At 66.9% G+C, this 20,247-nt stretch carries 16 protein-coding genes; 8 read left to right on the top strand and 8 right to left on the bottom strand.

What is annotated here, in order from left to right; genetic code table 11:
- Positions 1-164: 164 nt before the first annotated feature.
- The 5 genes from N5D91_RS00355 (at position 165) to N5D91_RS00335 (ending at position 5,763) form a co-directional block, all read left to right on the top strand.
- On the top strand, positions 165-1,184 hold the full coding sequence (locus N5D91_RS00355; protein WP_153856566.1) for a zinc-binding alcohol dehydrogenase family protein: 1,020 nt from the start codon (positions 165-167) through the stop codon (positions 1,182-1,184).
- Between the two features lie 197 nt (positions 1,185-1,381).
- Complete coding sequence (locus tag N5D91_RS00350) at positions 1,382-2,011, top strand: hypothetical protein (RefSeq protein ID WP_180854639.1); 630 nt, start codon at positions 1,382-1,384, stop codon at positions 2,009-2,011.
- Between the two features lie 268 nt (positions 2,012-2,279).
- Entirely contained in the window at positions 2,280-4,310 is a 2,031-nt protein-coding gene (locus tag N5D91_RS00345; RefSeq protein WP_180854640.1) for an NADPH-dependent 2,4-dienoyl-CoA reductase, read from the top strand.
- Positions 4,311-4,608: 298 nt separating this feature from the next.
- Positions 4,609-5,067, top strand: a complete 459-nt coding sequence (locus N5D91_RS00340; RefSeq protein ID WP_004154513.1) for a cell wall hydrolase — start codon at positions 4,609-4,611, stop codon at positions 5,065-5,067.
- 84 nt (positions 5,068-5,151) lie between these two features.
- Positions 5,152-5,763 (top strand): glutathione S-transferase N-terminal domain-containing protein, encoded by a 612-nt coding sequence (locus N5D91_RS00335; protein WP_110711174.1) that lies wholly within the window; start codon positions 5,152-5,154, stop codon positions 5,761-5,763.
- 122 nt (positions 5,764-5,885) lie between these two features.
- On the opposite strand, the gene N5D91_RS00330 is transcribed toward N5D91_RS00335, so the two are convergent.
- The 6 genes from N5D91_RS00330 to N5D91_RS00305 form a co-directional block, all read right to left on the bottom strand.
- Positions 5,886-6,941, bottom strand: a complete 1,056-nt coding sequence (locus N5D91_RS00330) for a suppressor of fused domain protein (RefSeq protein WP_279907093.1) — start codon at positions 6,939-6,941, stop codon at positions 5,886-5,888.
- Between the two features lie 46 nt (positions 6,942-6,987).
- Positions 6,988-7,491: a hypothetical protein gene (locus N5D91_RS00325; protein ID WP_110711170.1), complete on the bottom strand. Its 504-nt coding sequence runs from the start codon at positions 7,489-7,491 to the stop codon at positions 6,988-6,990.
- A 202-nt stretch (positions 7,492-7,693) separates the two neighbouring features.
- On the bottom strand, positions 7,694-9,574 hold the full coding sequence (gene prpE / locus N5D91_RS00320; protein WP_110711168.1) for a propionate--CoA ligase: 1,881 nt from the start codon (positions 9,572-9,574) through the stop codon (positions 7,694-7,696).
- Between the two features lie 754 nt (positions 9,575-10,328).
- Positions 10,329-10,943 (bottom strand): RluA family pseudouridine synthase, encoded by a 615-nt coding sequence (locus tag N5D91_RS00315; protein WP_180854642.1) that lies wholly within the window; start codon positions 10,941-10,943, stop codon positions 10,329-10,331.
- Positions 10,944-11,028: 85 nt separating this feature from the next.
- Positions 11,029-12,015 (bottom strand): malate dehydrogenase, encoded by a 987-nt coding sequence (locus N5D91_RS00310; protein ID WP_180854643.1) that lies wholly within the window; start codon positions 12,013-12,015, stop codon positions 11,029-11,031.
- A 118-nt stretch (positions 12,016-12,133) separates the two neighbouring features.
- On the bottom strand, positions 12,134-12,625 hold the full coding sequence (locus N5D91_RS00305) for a peptidylprolyl isomerase (RefSeq protein ID WP_004153629.1): 492 nt from the start codon (positions 12,623-12,625) through the stop codon (positions 12,134-12,136).
- Between the two features lie 273 nt (positions 12,626-12,898).
- On the opposite strand from N5D91_RS00305, the gene typA reads away from it, so the two are divergent.
- From typA to N5D91_RS00290, 3 genes are read left to right on the top strand one after another with little or no spacing between them, the layout of a single operon-like run.
- A complete protein-coding gene (gene typA / locus N5D91_RS00300; protein WP_032129766.1) occupies positions 12,899-14,746 on the top strand; it encodes a translational GTPase TypA in 1,848 nt (615 codons plus the stop codon).
- Positions 14,747-14,757: 11 nt separating this feature from the next.
- Complete coding sequence (locus tag N5D91_RS00295; RefSeq protein WP_005415426.1) at positions 14,758-15,225, top strand: DUF2127 domain-containing protein; 468 nt, start codon at positions 14,758-14,760, stop codon at positions 15,223-15,225.
- A gap of 41 nt (positions 15,226-15,266) precedes the next feature.
- A complete protein-coding gene (locus tag N5D91_RS00290) occupies positions 15,267-16,889 on the top strand; it encodes an amidase (protein ID WP_180854644.1) in 1,623 nt (540 codons plus the stop codon).
- Positions 16,890-16,945: 56 nt separating this feature from the next.
- Here the strand turns inward: N5D91_RS00290 and N5D91_RS00285 are convergent, their stop codons facing one another.
- Positions 16,946-18,133 carry a mechanosensitive ion channel family protein gene (locus N5D91_RS00285; RefSeq protein WP_219635080.1) on the bottom strand — a complete coding sequence of 396 codons (1,188 nt, stop codon included), beginning with the start codon at positions 18,131-18,133 and terminating at the stop codon, positions 16,946-16,948.
- Positions 18,134-18,794: 661 nt separating this feature from the next.
- Positions 18,795-20,186 carry a 3-deoxy-7-phosphoheptulonate synthase class II gene (locus N5D91_RS00280; protein WP_180854760.1) on the bottom strand — a complete coding sequence of 464 codons (1,392 nt, stop codon included), beginning with the start codon at positions 20,184-20,186 and terminating at the stop codon, positions 18,795-18,797.
- Between the last annotated feature and the right edge of the window lie 61 nt (positions 20,187-20,247).

Raw genomic sequence — 20,247 nt, 5'->3', positions numbered from 1 at the left:
ATACAGGATGATGAAAATCCGCAAGACCTTCGCGCTGCAAGGGTTTGACGGTGTTTAGGCGGGGAAAGCGACATATTCCGCAACGGATTGCTTCACACGGTTCAGCGCGCTTGCGGAAAGGTGAGGAACCTTATGATGGGGCCACGAACCCAGCCGGAGCCGAGATGAAAGCCGTCGCCCTGAGTCGTGAATCCGCCCCCGCACTGCGCGATATCCACCTGCCCCCGCCGCTGCCTCCCCGCGGTCGCGACCTGCTGATCCGGGTCGAAGCGGTCTCGGTCAATCCCGTCGATGGCAAGCAGCGCGCGGCCACTGCCCCAAGCACGCTGGAGGCGCCCCGCGTGCTCGGCTGGGACGCGTCCGGCGTGGTCGAAGCCATCGGCGAAGAGGCCAGCTTGTTCGCCTCCGGTGATGAGGTCTATTACGCCGGCGATGTCACCCGTCCGGGCTGCAATGCGCAGTACCAATGGGTCGATGAACGCCTGGTCGCCCGCAAGCCGACCACGCTGGATTTCGCTGAAGCGGCCGCGCTGCCGCTGACCACGCTTACCGCATGGGAACTGCTGTTCCAGCGCATGCCATTGCAGTTGGATGACCGCCGCCATACCGGCCAGCGCCTGCTGGTGATCGGCGGTGCGGGCGGCGTCGGATCGATGGCGATCCAGTTGGCCCGGCATGCCGGCTTCGAGGTGATCGCCACCGCCTCCCGCACATCCTCGGCCGACTGGTGCCGGCAGATGGGTGCACACCATGTGATCGACCACAACCGGCCGCTGCTGCCCCAGTTGCAGGCACTGGGCATCGATGCGGTACAGGTCGCGCTCAATCTGGCCGACACCGACCACTACTGGGATGAACTGGGCCAACTGCTGGCGCCGCAGGGCCATGTCGGCCTGATCGTCGAACCGCGCGCTGCACTGCGCATCGGTGATCCGTACAAGGCCAAGTGCATCGGCATCCACTGGGAGTTCATGTTCGCGCGCGCCCGCTTCGCCACCGCCGACCGCATCGAACAGCACCGTATCCTCAGCCGCGCGGCCAGCATGATCGACGCCGGCCAGCTGCGTGGCACGCTCAGCGAGACGCTCGGCACGATCACTGCGGCCAACCTGGACATCGCGCATCAGCGCCTGGCCAGCGGGCGCACGGTGGGCAAGCTGGCGCTGGCAGGCTGGGGCGAGTGACGCTTCCCATGTAGAGCCGAGCCCATGCTCGGCTGGCGGCGCCAGGCAAAGCAGCCGAGCATGGGCTTCGCTCTACAGAACAGCCCCACATCCAGGATCGGCGCTGCCTGTACCAGCGGATTGACCGGCATCTGTATCTATGGATGAAGCAAAAGTGGGGATACGGTGGGAACAGATCCTCCTCCCCCGAGACCGCCATGCCCACCGCCCTGCCCTTGCGCCTGCTGCAACTGATCGTCGGCCTGTTCCTGTATGGCTTCGGTGCCTCGCTGATGATCCGCGCCGCGATCGGCGTTGCTCCCTGGGATGTGTTGTCGCAGGGCATCGCCGCGCAGACACCGCTGTCGTTCGGGTTGGCCACCAACGTGATCGGCGCACTGGTGCTGCTGCTGTGGTGGCCATTGCGACAGAAGCCAGGCGTCGGCACCGTCCTCAACGTGATGCTGATCGGCCCGTCTGCGCAGTTCGGGCTGTGGCTGTTGCCGCCGGCAATCGGTCTTGGCTGGCAGCTGGCGATGTTCTGCGCCGGCATGCTGCTGGTCGCGCTGGCCACTGGCCTGTACATCGGAGCCAAGCTTGGCCCCGGCCCGCGCGATGGCCTGATGACCGGCCTGCACGCCCGCACCGGCTGGCCGATCTGGAAGGTGCGCAGCCTGATCGAGGGCAGCGTCCTGCTGCTGGGCTGGTGGCTGGGCGGCAATGTCGGCCTCGGCACCCTCGCCTTCGCCCTGCTGATCGGCCCGCTGTGTGGTGTCACGCTGGGCTGGTTCGGGATCGGTCGCACCCCGGTAGTGCCGGCCGCCGACCGGCAACCGCAAGCACCCTGAGCTGACCGGAATGCCGGCCAGCGGCCGGCACTGCCCCCGGAGTTCGGGGGCAGCGCCGCAGGCGCGGGGGCGTGGAGGCCGGTAAGTGGGGCCCGCGGTTCGCACAGCGAATTGCGGGAGCGACAGCACGCATGTGCCGAGCGTACCCGGCCAGCGGCCGGCACTACCAAACCGTCAGACAGCGGCCAGCCCCTCCCAGCGAAGCAGCCCTTGCCCCGGCCGCCGTTTCGCGGCACGCTTCGCGCTTCCGTACGCAAGCGTATCGACCATGTCGCCAGCCAACGAAAGCGCCTACCCCCATCTGTTCGCCCCGCTGGACCTGGGCTTCACCCAGCTGCGCAACCGCGTATTGATGGGCTCGATGCACACCGGCCTGGAAGATCGCGCCCGCGACTTCCCGCGGCTGGCGGCCTACTTTGCCGAGCGCGCCGAGGGCGGCGTCGGCCTGATCGTCACCGGCGGCTTCGCGCCGAACGTGGTGGGCTGGCTGAAGCCGTTCGGCGGCAAGCTGTCCTGGCCCTGGGAAGTACGCCCGCACCGGCAGCTCACCGCTGCCGCGCACCAGCATGGCGCGAAGATCTGCCTGCAGCTGCTGCATGCCGGCCGCTATGCCTATCACCCGCTGTCGGTGGCACCGTCGAAGCTGAAAGCGCCGATCAACCCGTTCACCCCGCGCGCACTGTCGGCCAGTGGCGTCGAGCGCCATATCGCCGACTACGCACGCAGCGCGAAGCTGGCCCGCGAGGCCGGCTACGACGGTGTGGAAGTGATGGGCTCGGAGGGCTACCTCATCAACGAGTTCATCGCCCCGCGCACCAACAAGCGCACCGACCGCTGGGGCGGCGATGCCAACCAGCGCATGCGCTTCGCGGTCGAGATCGTGCGCCGCATCCGCGAGGCCTGTGGCCCGGACTTCATCATCATCTACCGCCTGTCGCTGGTGGACCTGGTGGAGGACGGCAGCAACTGGGAAGAGATCGTGCAGCAGGCGAAGGCCATCGAGGCCGCCGGCGCGACGATCATCAATTCCGGTATCGGCTGGCACGAAGCGCGTATCCCGACCATTGCCACCTCGGTGCCACGCGCCGCCTTCGCCGGTGTCACCGCCAAGCTGAAACCGCATGTCACGCTGCCACTGGTGGCGACCAACCGCATCAACATGCCCGAGGTGGCCGAGCGCATCCTGGCGGGTGGCGGTGCCGACATGGTGTCGCTGGCGCGCCCGTTGCTGGCCGACCCGCAGTGGCCGAACAAGGCACGCGCCGGCCGCGCCGAAGCGATCAACACCTGCATCGCCTGCAACCAGGCCTGCCTGGACCACGTATTCGAGAACAAGCTGGCCAGCTGCCTGGTCAATCCGCGCGCCGCACACGAGACCGAGCTGGTCTACCGTCCCACCCAGGCCCCGAAGAAGGTCGCCGTGGTCGGCGCCGGCCCGGCCGGCCTGGCCTGTGCCACCGTCGCTGCCCAGCGCGGCCACCAGGTCACCCTGTTCGATGCCAATGATGAGATCGGCGGCCAGTTCAACGTGGCCAAGCGCATCCCCGGCAAGGAAGAGTTCCACGAGACCCTGCGCTACTTCCGCCACAAGCTGGCCGAAACCGGCGTGCAGCTGCGCCTGGGCACCCGCGCCGACGCCGCCACCCTGGCCGGCTTCGACGAGGTGGTGCTGGCCACCGGCATCACCCCGCGCAGGGTCGACTTCCCCGGCGCCGACCACGCCAAAGTGGTCAGCTACCTGGACGTGTTGCTGGGCCGGGTTGAAGTAGGCACCAATGCGGCGATCATCGGCGCCGGCGGCATCGGCTTCGATGTCGGCGAGTTCCTCAGCCACGCCGGCGAGTCGCCTTCGCTGGACCCGCAGCGCTGGATGGCCGAATGGGGCGTGGACAGCGCGTTCGAGGCCCGCGGCGCGCTGGCCCGTCCCGAGGTGGAAGCGTCACCGCGTCGGCTGTGGCTGCTGCAGCGCAGCCCGGGCAAGCCCGGTGCACGGTTGGGCAAGACCACCGGCTGGATCCACCGCGCCACACTGAAGGCCAAGGGCGTGCGCATGCTCGGCGGCGTCGAGTACCTGGGCGTGGACGACGAAGGCCTGCGCATCCGCGTGGAAGGCAGCGAGCAGCTGCTGCCGGTCGACCACGTGGTGATCTGCGCCGGGCAGGAACCGAACCGTGCGCTACAGGCCGAACTGCAGGCCGCCGGCATCAACGCGCAGCTGATCGGGGGGGCCGATGTGGCCGCCGAACTGGATGCGAAGCGGGCCATCGACCAGGGCAGCCGGGTCGCCGCCGCGCTCTGATGGGTGCCTGAATGGGGGGCGGAATGTGATTTCCGTCACCCCTGCCGAACCTGAATGTCAAGCCGGACGGTTCACGATGCGTTCGGCTATGCCCCCCTACCTTGCGCCATCTTTCCGCTCACCAGCCAGTTTCCGGTGAGCCGGCGCAGCCCCCTCGATCGGTATTGATCGTTTCTTTTGGGGCTGCCCACGGGGCGGCCCCGATGGCCGCCTCCCCATGACGCCAAGTCGTGCCCCGCCTCCTGTCGCCCCTGCGGCCGGAACCGGAGGGTGCGGCCCACACGGAGCAAGGAGTTGTATGAAACTGGCCTGGATTCTCTGGCTGTCGCAGTTGTTGCCTCAGCCGGCCGCTGATTCATTGTGTTTGAGCACCACCGTTTACCTGGAAGCCCGCGACCAGACCCTGCGTGGCCAGCAGGCCGTCGCCGAGGTCGCCCTGCGCCGCCTCGACAGTGGCCTGTGGGGCGACTCCATGTGCCAGGTGGTCACCGCGCGCAAGCAGTTCGCACCGACCATCGTCTCGCCCGGCACCCAGCTGGGCAATGATGCGGCCTGGAGCGAGGCGATGAACGTGGCCTTCGACGCCGAGCGCAACTGGGCGCTGCCGGCCGGCGAGCGCCGCGAGATCGTGCCCGGTGCCAGCCACTTCGCTGCGCTGTCCATCGCCAGCCCGAACTGGCGCAATGCCTACCAGGTGGCCACCATCGGCGATCACACCTTCTATAAGGTGCAGAACCTCAAGCCGCGGCAGTCGTAACGATCCGTGCTGGCGGCAGCGTTGCCGCCCGCTGGCAAGCTCTGGGATAGTGGGCGTTTCCCGCCCGCATCACCTGGAGTTCCCATGAAGCTGTACAGCAAGCCCGGTGCCTGTTCCACCGCCGACCACATCGCCCTGCAGTGGACCGGCCAGCCGTTCGAGGTTGAACTGCTGAACAAGGACACCCTGAAGGGCCCGGAATTCCTCAAGATCAATCCGGCCGGTGCCGTTCCTGCGCTGGTCGACGGCGACTTCGTGCTGCTGCAGAACGCCGCGATCATGGGCTACATCGCCGACAGCTTCCCGCAGGCTGGCCTCGGCGGCGACGGCAGCCCGCGCCAGCGCGCCGAAGCCACCCGCTGGCTGGCCTTCGTCAATTCCGATGTGCATCCGGCCTTCTCGCCGCTGTTCTCGCCGGGCAAGTTCATTGCCGACGAAGGCCAGTACGACGCGATCCGTGCCGCCGCGCACAAGCGCCTTCGCGGCCTGTTCGAGACCGCCGACAGGCAGCTGGCCGACAAGCCCTGGCTGGCCGGCTTCCGCAGCTTCGCCGACCCGTACTTCTACATCACCCTGCGCTGGGCCGCCGGCACCAAGGTCGACCTGTCCGGCCTGGACAATCTGGCCGCCTACAAGGCGCGCATGGACGCCGATGCAGGCGTACAGGCCGCACTGAAGGCCGAAGGCCTGGCCTGATCCAGACCATGGGTCGGAGCCGTTCGCGTGGCGAACGGATCCGACCCCGACACGGCTGCCAGGGCGGGGTCGGATCCGTCTGCACAGCAGGCGGCTCTGACCCACCGGTGCCATCGTCACACTCAGCCGATCTGGCGGATCACTTCACCCTTGGCATCGCGCAGGTAGGTCGGCACCACTTCGATGCGCAGCGCCCCGGCCACCGGGTAGATCCCGCGCTCGGCCCGCACGCCTGCCAGCGCCTGCAATCCCGACTCGTCCAGTGCCCAGCGCACACTGTCGGCGGACACGTCACCCACTTCACCGCGTCCGGCCGGAATGAATTCCCATTGCCGCTCGCGGCTGACCAGTTCCAGCGATTTGCCGTGGCGCAGCCGTAGCGGCAGCAGCTCGCACACGCTGGCCACCTGGCCAGCGCCGAGCACCAGGGTGGTGACGCCCCCCTCCTGGCGCCAGTCCAGCGTCTCGATGAACAACATGCCGGTGCTGGAGCCCTCGCGCTCGCTGCCGGCCTGCACCTGTGCGGCCAGTGCCGGATCGTCCAGCAAATTGCCGCGATGCAGATCGCTGATCCACAACGGCATCGCCGGCTGCACTGCCTGCAGCACGCCGCGCGTCGACCAGCGCTTGACCGCCTCCATCTCTTCATCGGTCAAACCGACCAGCTGCAGGAACTGCAGATGGCCATTGGCCGTGTCCCGCGCCGGCAACTGCGGATCGGCAATGAAGGCCAGGTGGCACAAGCGCGTGTCGGTCTCCAGCGCGATCGGGCCGTTGGCATTGAGGTGATGACCATCCTCGAACACGTTGCCACTGCCGAACACGTAGCGCGCCAGGTTCTGCAGCAGGTTCATCGGCCACACCGGCGGCGCACTGCCGGCGTCCTCACCGGTTTCGGCAGCGAGGCGGAAGGTCAACTCGAAACCATAGCCGCTGGCGGCGACATCGCTGCTCTCCTTGGCATACAACTCGGAGAAGCCGTAAGTGATGTAATGCCAGTGTGGAACCGGCGCATCCGCCCAGTACACGCTGATGCCATCGAGCGGATCCTGGCCTCCGAGCGTGTACGGAAGCGCGGTGCCGTAGTGACGCGGCTCCTGCCCGGCATACAGCGGCGCCAGCGCCGCATTGATCGCGTCCCAGCCGGGGGTATCGGTGTCGTCGTGGTCGTCCTGCACGCGGGACTCCTTGTGGGGAAGTGAACCGATCACTTTACGCGGTGGCTCAGGCCTGCACGACCTCGCCGCCGCCATTGACCACGGCCGCCTGGGTTTCCTGCCACCAGCGCTGCGCCAGCGCCGGGCTGCGTGCCTTGCCCACCGCCGCCAGCAGTTCCGGGCACAGGCGTTCCAGTGCCAGCGCATCGGTGCAGCGTTCGATCTTCAACTGCATGAAATAGCCCTTCAGGCCCAGATGCCGACGCACGGCCTCACTCATCGCGTCGTACAGCTGCTGGTACAGCGCCGGGTCCTGTTCGCGGCCGGTACTGATGCCGCGCGCCGGTGTGGCTTCGGCACTGCCACCGATCACTTCGATCAGGCCCTGCGCGGCCAACTGCTCCAGTGCATCCGGCGGTGCCCGCAGGCCTTCGAACAGGCCGCGCAGTTCGGTGTCGTCGCGATGGCCGTCGACCATCAGCAGGATCGAACGCAGTGCCGCCGGCAGGCGCCGGCCCCGGTCTTCGATTTCCTGACGGCCAGCCGCCGTCTTGGCGTGCAGCAATGCCATTGCTTCCCCCTCCCTCGATGCGCAATGCCTGCGCGCCCTGGCGGGCACGCTCCCCTGTATGCCATCGCCGGGCGGCGCGCGCGTTCCCCGGCGCGCGCCGCGTATTGCAGGTCGATGACAGGTCGAGCTTAGCGCATGTTCTGGACGCGGAGGATAGTGCCGGCCGCTGGCCGGCAATCCCATGATTCCCGAGGTTGCCGGATCAGCGTCCCAGCGCGCGGCGGATCTCCTCCAGCGCGCTGGGGTCGTCCAGCGTCGACAGGTCACCCGGGTCGCGCTGTTCGGCCAGCGCCTGCAGCGAGCGCCGCAGCAGCTTGCCGGAGCGGGTCTTGGGCAGCGCATTGACCACGTGCACATGCGCAGGGCGTGCGACCGCGCCGAGCGAGGTGGTCACCGTGGCCATCATCTCGGCCACCACCGGCGCCGGATCTTCGCCCTCGAGACCCTGCTTGAGGGTGACGAACACCAGCGGCACCTGCCCCTTCAGTTCGTCCTTGACCCCGATCACCGCCGCCTCGGCCACGCGCGGATGGCTGGAGATGGCCTCCTCGATCTCGCGCGTGCCCAGACGATGGCCGGCCACGTTGATCACATCGTCGGTACGGCCGAGGATGAAGGTATAGCCATCGTCATCGCGGATCGCCCAGTCCAGCGAGCTGTACAGCAGTTCCTTGAAGTGGCTGAAGTAACTCTGCAGGAAACGGCTGTCGTCGTTCCACACCGTGCTCATGCAGCCCGGCGGCAGCGGCGGCGACACCACCAGCACGCCCTTCTGCCCCGGTGCCACTTCCTCGCCGGTGTTCTCGTCGATCACCTTCATCCGGTAGCCGAGATTGGGGAACCCGGGCGAGCCGAAACGCACCGGCTTCATCTCCAGGCCCGGCAGCAGGGTCAATGCCGGCCAGCCGGTTTCGGTCTGCCAGTAGTTGTCGATGATCGGCTTGCCGAGCGCTTCGCTGATCCAGTGCGCGGTCGGTTCGTCCAGCGGCTCGCCGGCCAGGAACAGGTACTTCAGCGCCCCCAGGTCGTGGCGATGGATGAAATCGGCGTCGTGCTTCTTCAGCACGCGGATGGCGGTGGGCGATGAAAACATCGTGCGCACGTTGTACTGCTCGCACAGCGCCCACCAGATGCCCGGGTCCGGGTTGGTCGGCAGCCCTTCGTACAGCAGCGACGTGCAGCCACCGATCAGCGGGCCGTACACATTGTAGGAATGGCCGACCGCCCAGCCGACGTCGGAGGTGGAGAACATCACCTGGCCCGGCTTGCAGTCGAACACCGTTTCCATCGACTGTGCCATCGCCACCGCATAGCCCCCCACATCGCGCTGCACGCCCTTCGGCTTGCCGGTGGTGCCGGAGGTATACAGCAGGTAGCTCGGTTCGCTCGCTTCCAGCCACTGCACCGGCACATCGACTTCACCGATCTGCGCGCGCAGCGTGGCGTAGTCCACATCGCGGCCCGGTACCCGCGGCTGGGCCGCATCCAGCCCGCGTGACACGATCAGCACGTGCGGTGGCGGTGACGTGGCTTCGGCGCAGGCGGCGTCGACCATCGGCTTGTACGGAATCAGCTTGCCACCGCGCATGCCGGCATCGGCGGCGATCAGCAGCTTCGGCTTGGCATCGTCGATGCGCAGCGCCAGGTTGTGCGCGGCGAAGCCACCGAACACCACCGAATGCACGGCGCCGATGCGCGCACAGGCGAGCATGGCGAACACCGCTTCGGCCATGTTCGGCATGTAGATCACCACGCGGTCACCGTGACCGACGCCGAGATGCTTGAGCACGGCGGCGAAGTCGTTCACTTCGCGATACAGCTGCCGATAGGTGATCTCGCGGGTGCTGTTGGTTTCGGTGGAGATGGCGACCAGCGCGAGCTGGTCGGCGCGCTCGGCCAGGTGGCGGTCGACGGCGTTGTAGCAGAGATTGGTTTCACCACCGACGAACCAGCGCCGGAACGGCGGGTTGCTGTAGTCGAGCACCTGCTGCGGCGGTTTGTGCCAATGGATGCGCTTGGCTTCCTCGCCCCAGAAGGCCTCCGGCTCGTCGATCGAGCGACGGTAGGTTTCCTCGTAGTTCATGACGCAGCCCTCCCAGACAAAGTCATGGGTTCGAGGATAGTCCGGCGCTGCCGCGCGGGCCGCCCTACCTTGGTAGGGGGTGGGGTTTTGTTCTGCAGGGCTTGCAGCCCTGCACCTGCAGAGGCCGAAGCCCAAGCAACAGCAGAAGCTGGTTTCCTGGGGAATGGCGGGGTGGGTCCGGTTGCGGGAGACGCCGTAAACCCGTCCTTGAGGGCTTGGCCGCGGCATCCATGCCGCGGACACTCCCGCAACCGGACCCACCCCGCCTTCGACAATTTTCCGCGATCTGCCGGAACGGCAAATTGCTCTGGTGGGTGTCGACCTTGGTCGACACGGTAGATCCACGCCATGCGTGGATGATTCACTCGATATCTGACAGAAAAATCGTGTCGACCAAGGTCGACACCTACCAACAGCCGCGCGAAACAACGGCCGCAGTTGCCAACAGCCGCGGAAACCTGTCGAAGGCGGGGCACTGTGGGTTTGCGGGGTGTGAGCGGCATGGGCCCGAGGCATGCCTCGGGCGGGTTGGGCAGGACGCCCAACCCCGGTCTTGCCGTGTGCGCAGGACAGCGCACACGAGCAAGCCGCGACCAAGCCCCCATGGACGGGTTTACGGCGTCCCCGCACACCCACAGTGCCCCGCCATCCCACGGAATGCGCGCTGTTGCTTATGCTGTTGCTGTTGCTGTTGCTGTTGCCGGCCAGCGGCCGGCACTACCGCAGGTGCAGGGCTGCAAGCCCTGCCGAACCCCTAGAACGGAGTCGCGGACTCGAACGCGAGCGCCTCGCCCGTCACTGGATGGGTGAACTGCAGGCTGCGCGCATGCAGGTGCACGCGTAGCGCCGGTGCTGCACCGTACAGCACGTCACCGACGATGGGATGACCGAGACTGGCCATGTGCAGGCGCAGCTGATGGCTGCGGCCAGTGATCGGCTCCAACGCCACCCGGGTGTGCTTCGCCTCAACATCACGGGCCAGTACGCGCCAGCGGGTCAACGCCGGCTTGCCACGCTCATGGTCGACCATCTGCTTCGGCCGGTTCGGCCAGTCCACGATCAGCGGCAGGTCCACTTCGCCGGCATCGCCTTCGAGCAGCCCCTGCACCACCGCTTCATACCGTTTGCCAACCTGGCGCTGCTCGAACTGCATCGACAACGCTGCCTGCATGTCCTTGCCACGCGCATGCAGCAGCAGGCCGGAGGTCACCTGGTCCAGGCGATGCACGGTCAACGCATCCGGGTACAGCGCCTGCAGCCGCGCGACCACGCAGTCCTGGTTCTCGGCGCTTCGGCCAGGCACGGACAGCAGGCCGGCCGGCTTCTCGGCCACCAGCAGCGCGTCGTCGATGTAATGCAGGTGGATCATGCGGTTCCGTATCCGTCCAAACAAAAACGGGGAAGCCGAAGCTTCCCCGTCTTCTGCGTACCGACCAGGGCCGGTACCGCCTGCATCAGCCCAGCAGGTGGGCGACGCCGGCGCGCTCTTCTTCCAGCTCGGCCAGGGTCTTGTCGATGTACTTCTGGCTGAAGTCGTCGATCGGCAGATCCTTGACCAGGGTGTACTTGCCGTTCTCGGTGGTCACCGCGAAGCCGAAGATCACGCCTTCCGGAATGCCGTAGGAACCGTCGGACGGCACGCCCATGGTGACCCACTTGCCGTTGCTGCCCAGCACCCAGTCACGCACGTGGTCGATGGCTGCGTTGGCGGCCGAGGCAGCCGAGGACGAGCCGCGGGCTTCGATGATCGCCGCGCCGCGCTTGCCGACGGTCGGGATGAAGGTGTTGGCGTTCCACTCCTGGTCGTTGATCGCATCGGCGATCGACGCACCATCGGCGGTGGCGAAACGGTAGTCCGGGTACATGGTCGGGCTGTGGTTGCCCCATACGACCAGCTTCTCCATGCCACCGACCGGCCTGCCAAGCTTGGTCGACAGCTGGCTCAGCGCGCGGTTGTGGTCCAGGCGCAGCATGGCGGTGAAGTTCTCCGGCTTCAGGTCCGGGGCCGACTTCATCGCGATGTAGGCGTTGGTGTTGGCCGGGTTGCCGACCACCAGCACCTTCACGTCACGGCTGGCGACCTTGTTCAGCGCCGCGCCCTGGGCGGTGAAGATCTTGGCGTTTTCCAGCAGCAGGTCCTTGCGCTCCATGCCCGGGCCACGCGGACGCGCGCCGACCAGCAGGGCGATGTCGGCGTCCTTGAACGCGACTTCGGCGTCATCGGTGCCGACCATGCCGGCCAGCAGCGGGAAGGCGCAGTCTTCCAGTTCCATCATCACGCCCTTCAGGGCGGCCTGGGCCTTGTCGACCGGCAGTTCCAGCAGCTGCAGGATGACCGGCTGGTCCTTGCCCAGCATTTCGCCGGAGGCGATGCGGAACAGCAGGGCATAACCGATCTGGCCGGCGGCGCCGGTCACGGCAACACGAACGGGTGCTTTCATGGGGGTTTCCTCTTGCTTGCAAGCGTTTGATGGGACGCCGCGGGCGTGGCCACGCAGGCCTGGCGTGCGGCGGGGAACAGGGAAACGGCCACCCGTGGGTGGCCGTTTCGAAGGGGGATCAGGCGGCGAGGTGCTTGTTCCACTCCGCGACGCGCTCGGCCTGGGCGGCCAGCACGGCGTCGACGTCGCCTTCCAGGGTGATCGAATGGATCACGTCGCCCTGCTTGACCGAATCGACGATGGCCTGGCCTTCCAGGACCTTGCCGAAGACGGTGTGGCGGCCGTCCAGCCAGTCGGTCTTGATGTGGGTGATGAAGAACTGGCTGCCGTTGGTGTTCGGGCCGGCGTTGGCCATCGACAGCGAGCCGACCTCGTGCTTCACGCCATTCTTCTCGTCTTCGAACTTGTAGCCCGGGCCGCCGGTGCCACGACCCTGCGGGCAGCCGCCCTGGATCATGAAGTCGGCGATCACGCGGTGGAAGATCAGGCCGTCATAGAAACCGTGCTTGACCAGGTTCACGAAGTTGGCCACGGTCAGCGGCGCCTTGTCGGCGAACAGCTCGACCTTGATCGGGCCCTGGGTGGTGTCGAAAGTGGCGATGAGGGACATGAAGATCCTTGATGCAGAGGGGAACGCGTCTAGCCACCTAGTTTACACCTGCCTCGTGGCGGCGGCGGCTTCGACCATGGGCGCAGATCCGGGCTTCAGCCACGGGACGGGCTGCCCCGCCGTGCAGGCCAGGCGGCCTCGACCGGCGCCGCGGACCGCCAGCTGAATGGGCCCCGTGACGGGCGTGAAATCCACCTTTTCGCGAATCGTCAAGTTCGACGTATAATGTTGGACTTCTTTTTCCAAATCCGGCGCCGACTGGCCCCCTTTCGTATGTCCATCGAAAATCTTCGCAACATCGCCATCGTCGCCCACGTCGACCATGGCAAGACCACCCTGGTCGACCAGCTGCTGAAGCAGTCCGGCACCCTGTCCGAGCGCACCGTCCTCGCCGAGCGCGTGATGGACAGCAACGACCAGGAAAAGGAACGCGGCATCACCATCCTGGCCAAGAACACCGCCATCACCTGGGAAGACAAGAAGACCGGTATCAAGAACCGGATCAACATCGTCGACACCCCCGGCCACGCCGACTTCGGTGGTGAGGTCGAGCGCGTGCTGTCGATGGTCGACACCGTGCTGATCCTGGTCGATGCGATGGACGGCCCGATGCCGCAGACCCGCTTCGTGACCCAGAAGGCCTTCGCGATGGGCTTCAAGCCGATCGTCGTGGTCAACAAGGTCGACCGTCCGGGCGCCCGTCCGGAATGGGTGATCGACCAGGTCTTCGACCTGTTCGACAAGCTCGGCGCCACCAACGAGCAGCTGGACTTCCCGATCGTCTACGCCTCGGGCCTGAACGGCTACGCCGGCCTGGAAGACACCGTGCGCGATGGCGACATGACCCCGCTGTACGAAGCGATCATGCAGCACGCGCCGCGTCCGGAAGTGGACCCGGAAGGCCCGTTCCAGATGCGCATCAGCCAGCTGGACTACAACAACTTCGTCGGCGTGATCGGCATCGGCCGCATCCAGCGCGGCACCCTGAAGAAGAACATGCAGGTCGCGGTCATCGACCGTGAAGGCAAGAAGCGCAACGGCAAGGTGCTGCAGGTGCTGGGCTTCATGGGCCTGGAGCGCATCGAGCAGGATACCGCCGAGGCCGGCGACATCGTGGCCATCTCCGGCATCCAGGAGCTGACCATCTCCGACACCATCTGCGCCCCGGACACCCCGGAAGCCCTGCCGGCGCTGACCGTCGACGAGCCGACCATCTCGATGACCTTCCAGGTCAACAACTCGCCGTTCGCCGGCAACAAGGACCTGTCCGGTGGCAAGTTCCTGACCAGCCGCCAGATCAAGGACCGCCTGGACCGTGAAAAGGTCCACAACGTGGCCCTGAAGGTCGAGCAGCTGGAAGACGCTGACAAGTTCCTGGTTTCCGGCCGTGGCGAACTGCACCTGTCGGTGCTGATCGAGAACATGCGTCGCGAAGGCTACGAGCTGGCCGTGTCGCGTCCGGAAGTGATCATCAAGGAAATCGACGGCCAGATGATGGAGCCGATCGAGCAGCTGGTGGTGGACATCGAAGAAATCCACCAGGGCGGCGTGATGGAAAAGCTGGGCACCCGCAAGGGCCAGCTGAAGAACATGGAATCGGACGGCAAGGGCCGCGTGCGCCTGGAGTACTCGATCCCGGCCCGTGGCCTGATCGGCTTCCAGAACGAGTTCAAGACCCTGACCCAGGGTTCGGGCCTGCTGTTCCACGTGTTCGACCACTACGGTCCGAAGGAACAGGGCGCGATCGCCAAGCGCATCAACGGCGTGATGATCGCCAATGCGCCGGGCACCACGCCGGCCTACTCGCTGGGCCCGCTGCAGGAACGCGGCAAGCTGTTCGCTGCTGAAGGCGACAACGTGTATGAAGGTCAGCTGGTCGGCATCCACTCCAAGGACAACGACCTGACCGTCAACGCGATCAAGACCAAGCCGCTGACCAACATGCGCGCTTCGGGCAAGGACGATGCGATCCAGCTGACCCCGGCGATCAAGTACTCGCTGGAACAGGCCCTGGACTTCATCGAAGACGACGAGCTGGTCGAGATCACCCCGAAGGAGATCCGTCTGCGCAAGAAGTTCCTGACCGAAAGCGACCGCAAGAAGGCTTCGCGCGGCGGCTGAGCCAGCACCCCGTGAACCAGAGCGGCTACAACCCGGATCCACACCGGCATCCGGGTCTCCATGTCATCGCCCTGCTCGAAGCGAGCAAGGCGATGCTGGCGCTGTTGGCTGCCACCGGGCTGGAAGTGCTCGGACCGCAGCCGCTGCGGCACGGCATCATGGTCCTGATCCGGCGTTTCAGCCTGGATCCGGACCATGGCACCCTGCCCTCGCTGCTGCACATGATCAGCCCCGACGCGGTGCACCTGGCCGCGGCGGGGATGATCGGCTACGGCCTGCTGCACCTGGTCGAAGCCTGGGGCCTGTGGCGCGCCAAGGCCTGGGCCTCCTGGCTGGGTTGCCTGACCGCCTCGCTGTACCTGCCCTTCGACATCTTCGCGATCATCCGCCACCCCGGCTGGCCGTCGTGGACGATCCTGGCGATCAACCTGATCGTGGTCTACGTGCTCGCCCGCGACCTGCGCAAGCGCCACCGCTGAGCACCGGCTACACTGGGGATTGGAGCCGACCAAGCCGCCCCATGCGCCCGTCCTTGCCGCCTCTGCTGACCTGCCTGCTCGCCGCGCTGCCGGCGCTGCTTTCGGCTGGCTGCAGCCCGGCCACGCCCAGCGCGCATGCGGCCGAACCTGCGAGCCGCAACGTGCCGTTCCCGTACGCCGAAACCGATGTTGCCGACCTGCAGGCGCGGATGACCGCCGGGGAACTGGACAGCACCACCCTGACCCAGGCCTACCTGCAGCGCATCGCCGCGCTGGACCGCACCGGGCCGCGCCTGCGCGCGGTGATCGAACTCAACCCCGATGCCTTGAAGGAAGCCGCCGCGCGCGACCGCGAACGCCTTGACGGCCGCCTGCGCGGCCCGCTGCATGGCATTCCCCTGCTGTTGAAGGACAACATCAACGCCGCGCCGATGGCCACCAGTGCGGGTTCGCTGGCCCTGCAGGGCTTCCGTCCGGACGATGCCTACCTGGTGCGCCGGCTGCGCGACGCCGGTGCGGTGGTGCTGGGCAAGACCAACCTCAGCGAATGGGCCAACTTCCGCGGCAATGATTCGATCTCCGGCTGGAGCGCGCGTGGCGGCCAGACCCGCAACCCCTATCGCATCAGCCATTCGCCGTGTGGTTCCAGCAGCGGCAGCGCGGTGGCCGTGGCCGCCAACCTGGCCAGCGTGGCGATCGGCACCGAAACCGACGGCAGCATCGTCTGCCCGGCGGCGATCAACGGCGTGGTCGGCCTGAAGCCGACGGTCGGCCTGGTCAGCCGCGACGGCATCATCCCGATCTCCTTCAGCCAGGACACTGCCGGGCCGATGGCACGCAGCGTCGCCGACGCTGCCGCCGTGCTGACCGCGATCGCCGGCCGCGACGATGCCGATCCGGCAACCGCGACCATGCCCGGCCGCGCGGTCTACGACTACACCGCGCGACTGGACCCGCAGGGCCTGCGCGGCAAGCGCATCGGCCTGCTGCAGACGCCGCTGCTGAAGTACCGTGGCATGCCGCCACTGATCGAACAGGCGGCAACCGAGCTGCGCCGCGCCGGCGCCGTGGTGGTGCCGGTGGAGCTGCCCAACCAGGGCGCCTGGGCCGAGGCCGAGCGCACGCTGCTGCTGTACGAATTCAAGGCCGGGCTGGAGCGCTATTTCAGCACCCACCGCGCACCATTGCGCAGCCTGGCCGAACTGATCGCCTTCAACCAGGCGCACAGCAAGCAGGAACTGGGCCTGTTCGGCCAGGAGCTGCTGGTGGAGGCCGATGCCACCGCCGGCCTGGCCGACCCCGCCTATATCCGCGCCCGCAGCGATGCGCGCCGGCTGGCCGGCCCGGAAGGCATTGATGCTGCCCTCGCCGCCCACCAGCTCGATGCGCTGGTGGCGCCGACCACCGGCGTGGCATGGCCGATCCGCAGCGAAGGCGACGACTTCCCCGGTGAAAGCTACAGCGCCGCCGCCGTGGCCGGCTATCCCAGCCTCACCGTGCCGATGGGGCAGATCGATGGCCTGCCGGTCGGTCTGCTGTTCATGGGCACCGCCTGGAGCGAGCCGAAGCTGATCGAGATGGCCTACGCCTACGAACAGCGCACGCGCGCGCGGCGCCCACCGCACTTCGATACCGACGCACTGATCGACGCTGGCGAGCCGTGATCCGGTAGTGCCGGCCGCTGGCCGGCAGATCCGGAGTTGCCGGCCAGCGGCCGGCGCTACCGTCCGGGTTCCGGCTCCACCGGCACGATCGCCGCCTCACCATCTTCAGCACCCGGCGAACGCACATCCGCGGTGCGTGCACGTGGACCACGCGGCATATCCAGCTCATCTTCGTGTTGCAGCCGCGCACGCACCTGCGGCAGCGACTGCGGATGCTCGCGCGCCAGGAAATCGAGCATGCGCTCGCGCACCAGGCAACGCAGATCGAAGGCATCGCCCGAGCTGCGCGCGCTGACCAGCAGGCGCACCTGGATCGCACGCTCGCTGGTCTCGGTCACCTGGGTCACGCAGACCCGGCCATCCCACAGCGCTTCGCCACGGCAGATGCGTTCCAGCTCAGCGCGGATCGCGGCAATCGGCGCACGGTAGTCCAACCACAGGAAGGCGGTGCCGAGCAGATCGGCGCTGCGCCGCGTCCAGTTCTGGAACGGGTTTTCGATGAACCAGGTCAGCGGCACCACCATCCGTCGCTCATCCCAGATGCGCACCACCACATAGCTGCTGCCGATCTCCTCGATGCGGCCCCACTCGCCCTCGACGATCACCACGTCATCCAGCCGGATCGGCTGCGTCACCGCAATCTGCAGGCCAGCGATCAGGTTGCCGAACACCGGCTTGGCCGCGATACCCGCCACCAGGCCGATCAGGCCTGCCGATGCCAGCAGCGCGGTGCCGATCTTCTGCACCATCGGGAAGGTCAACAGCACCAGCGATGCGCCCAGCACGATGATGCCGCCCATCAGCACGCGGCTGAGCACCCGCGTCTGGGTCTGGATGCGGCGCGCTTCCAGATTGTCGGAGACATCGATGGGATGACTGCGCAGGATCGCGCGCTCGCCCGCCGCCACCGCGCGTACCAGCAACCAGATGAAGCAGGCGGTCAGCGCGATGTGCAGCACATGCTGCAGATTGCCCAGCACGGGATCCTGCAGCGGCGTGGCCTGCAGCGCTGGAATCAACAGCAGCAGCGGCCATGCGGTGGCCATCGGCAATCCAAGCACGCGACCGATGCGCGCGCGCCGCCGATCACGCCCTTTCAGCCGGTGATAGATCCACAGGATCAGCCACGCACCGATGCCGCCCACCACTGCTGCCAATCCCAACGGCCATGCGTAGGCCTGTGCGGTTTGCCAGTGCACCGTTGCCACCTCCACTCGAACAGCCAAGCGGACAGCCTCGCGCATGGCGCATGAGCGTCACGTCAGTCGTTCGTAAGAAGGGTGTTGGTCGGCAGGGCTTGCAGCCCTGCACCTGCTGCGAGCCGAAGCAACAGCAACAGCAACAGCCGAAGCAGAAGCGGGTTTCCTGTGGGGTGGCGGGGCGGGTCCGGTTGCGGGGGACGCCGTAGACCCCGCTCCGCGGTCCGGCCCAGCCGCTGGCGGCTGTGCGTTCGGGCGCTTGCGAAGCAGTGCTTCGCAAGCAAAGCGCCCTCACCCATGGGGGCTTGGCCGCGGCATCCCTGCCGCGGAAACTCCCGCAACCGGACCCACCCCGCCTTCGACAGTTTTCCGCGATCTGTTCGCTCTTCTGTAGAGCCGAGCCATGCTCGGCTCAAATCTCACAGATATCGAAACATTCGATTTCCATAGTGATTCATCCACGCATGGCGTGGATTACCGTGTCGACCAAGGTCGACACCTACCAACAGCCGCCGGAATCTGCCAGAGGCGGAGCGGTGTGGATAGGCAGGACCGTTGGCGCCATGGATGGGTTTACGGCGTGTCCTGACTACCCACACCGCCCCGCCATCCCACGGAATATCCGCTTCTGCCGTTGCTGTTGAGGTTGCCGGCCAGCGGCCGGCACTACAGCAGGCGCAGGGCTGCAAGCCCTGCCGAAAACCCCTTACCGCACTTGCTCCTGCTTGCGCACGATCGCCATCGCGATCTCCAGCGACTGCTCGTAGTTCAACCGCGGGTCCACCGTCGAACGGTAGGCGCGCTCCAGGTCACGTTCGGTCAGTTCGCGCGCGCCACCGGTGCACTCGGTCACGTCTTCGCCGGTCAGCTCCAGGTGCACACCGCCCAGTCGCGTACCTGCGGCCGCGTGCAGATCGAACGACATCTCCACTTCGCCACGCACGTTGTCGAAGCGGCGTGTCTTGAAACCATTGGCAGTGCTTTCGGTGTTGCCATGCATCGCATCGCACACCCACAGCACGCGGCGGCCATCGCGCTTGACCGCATCCAGCAGCGGCGGCAGCTTCTCGGCGATCTGCGCTGCACCCATGCGGTGAATGAAGCTCAGTCGACCCGGCTCGTCATGCGGGTTGAGCACATCAATCAGGCGCAGCAGCTGGTCCGGCGTCACCGATGGGCCGACCTTGATCGCGATAGGGTTGCGCACGCCACGCAGGTATTCCACGTGCGCGCCATCGAGAGCGGCCGTGCGCATGCCGATCCACGGGTAGTGCGTGCTCAGGTTCAACCAGCCCTGCTGGCGCGGCACCTGCCGGGTCAACGCCTGTTCGTAGGGCAGCAGCAGCGCTTCGTGCGACGTGTAGAAGTCGATGCGGTTGAGGTTGTGCACGCGGGCCCCGGCCAGGGTCTCCATGAAATGCACTGCATCGCCGATCGAGGCCACCATCTTCTGGTACTCGGCGGCCAACGGCGAATGGCTCACCCATTCCAGGTTCCAGTACTCGGGGTGGTGCAGGTCGGCGAAACCGCCGTCGATCAGCGCACGCACGAAGTTCATGGTCATCGCCGAGTGCGCGTGGGCCTGCAGCATCCGCTTCGGATCCGGCAGCCGTGCCGCTTCGGTGAAGGCCGGCGCGTTGATGACATCACCGCGGTAGCTGGGCAGGGTCACGCCGTCGCGGGTCTCGGTATCGGCCGAACGTGGCTTGGCGTACTGGCCGGCGAAACGGCCGACGCGGATCACCGGCTGGCGCAGGCCATGCACCAGCACCAGGCTCATCTGCAGCAGCACCTTCAGCCGGTTGGAAATGGTGCCCGATTCGCAGTCGCTGAAGTTCTCCGCGCAGTCGCCGCCCTGCAGCAGGAAGCGCTTGCCTTCCTGCGCCTCGGCCAGCTGCTGCTTCAGCGCCAGGATCTCCCAGGAAGTCACCAGCGGCGGCAGCCGCTTCAGCTCGTGCAGGGCGGCGTCCAGCGCCACCGGGTCCGGGTAGGTCGGCATCTGCAGCGCGGTCTTGCCACGCCAGCTCTCCGGCGACCAGGCGGCGCCAGTGGCGGCTGCGGCGGGATCGGGCACGGGCGGAACGGCGGACAGGCTCATTGCAGACTTCCGGGATGGGGGGCGGTCATGGTCGCAGAGCCAGCCGCTGGCGCAAAGGGCC

Origin of the sequence: Stenotrophomonas sp. GD03794 (assembly GCF_029842145.1) — a bacterium.
GTDB classification, from domain to species: Bacteria; Pseudomonadota; Gammaproteobacteria; order Xanthomonadales; family Xanthomonadaceae; genus Stenotrophomonas; species Stenotrophomonas riyadhensis.
The sequence above is the reverse complement of the archived record's forward strand: the minus strand, read 5'-3'. Positions and strand labels throughout refer to the sequence as shown.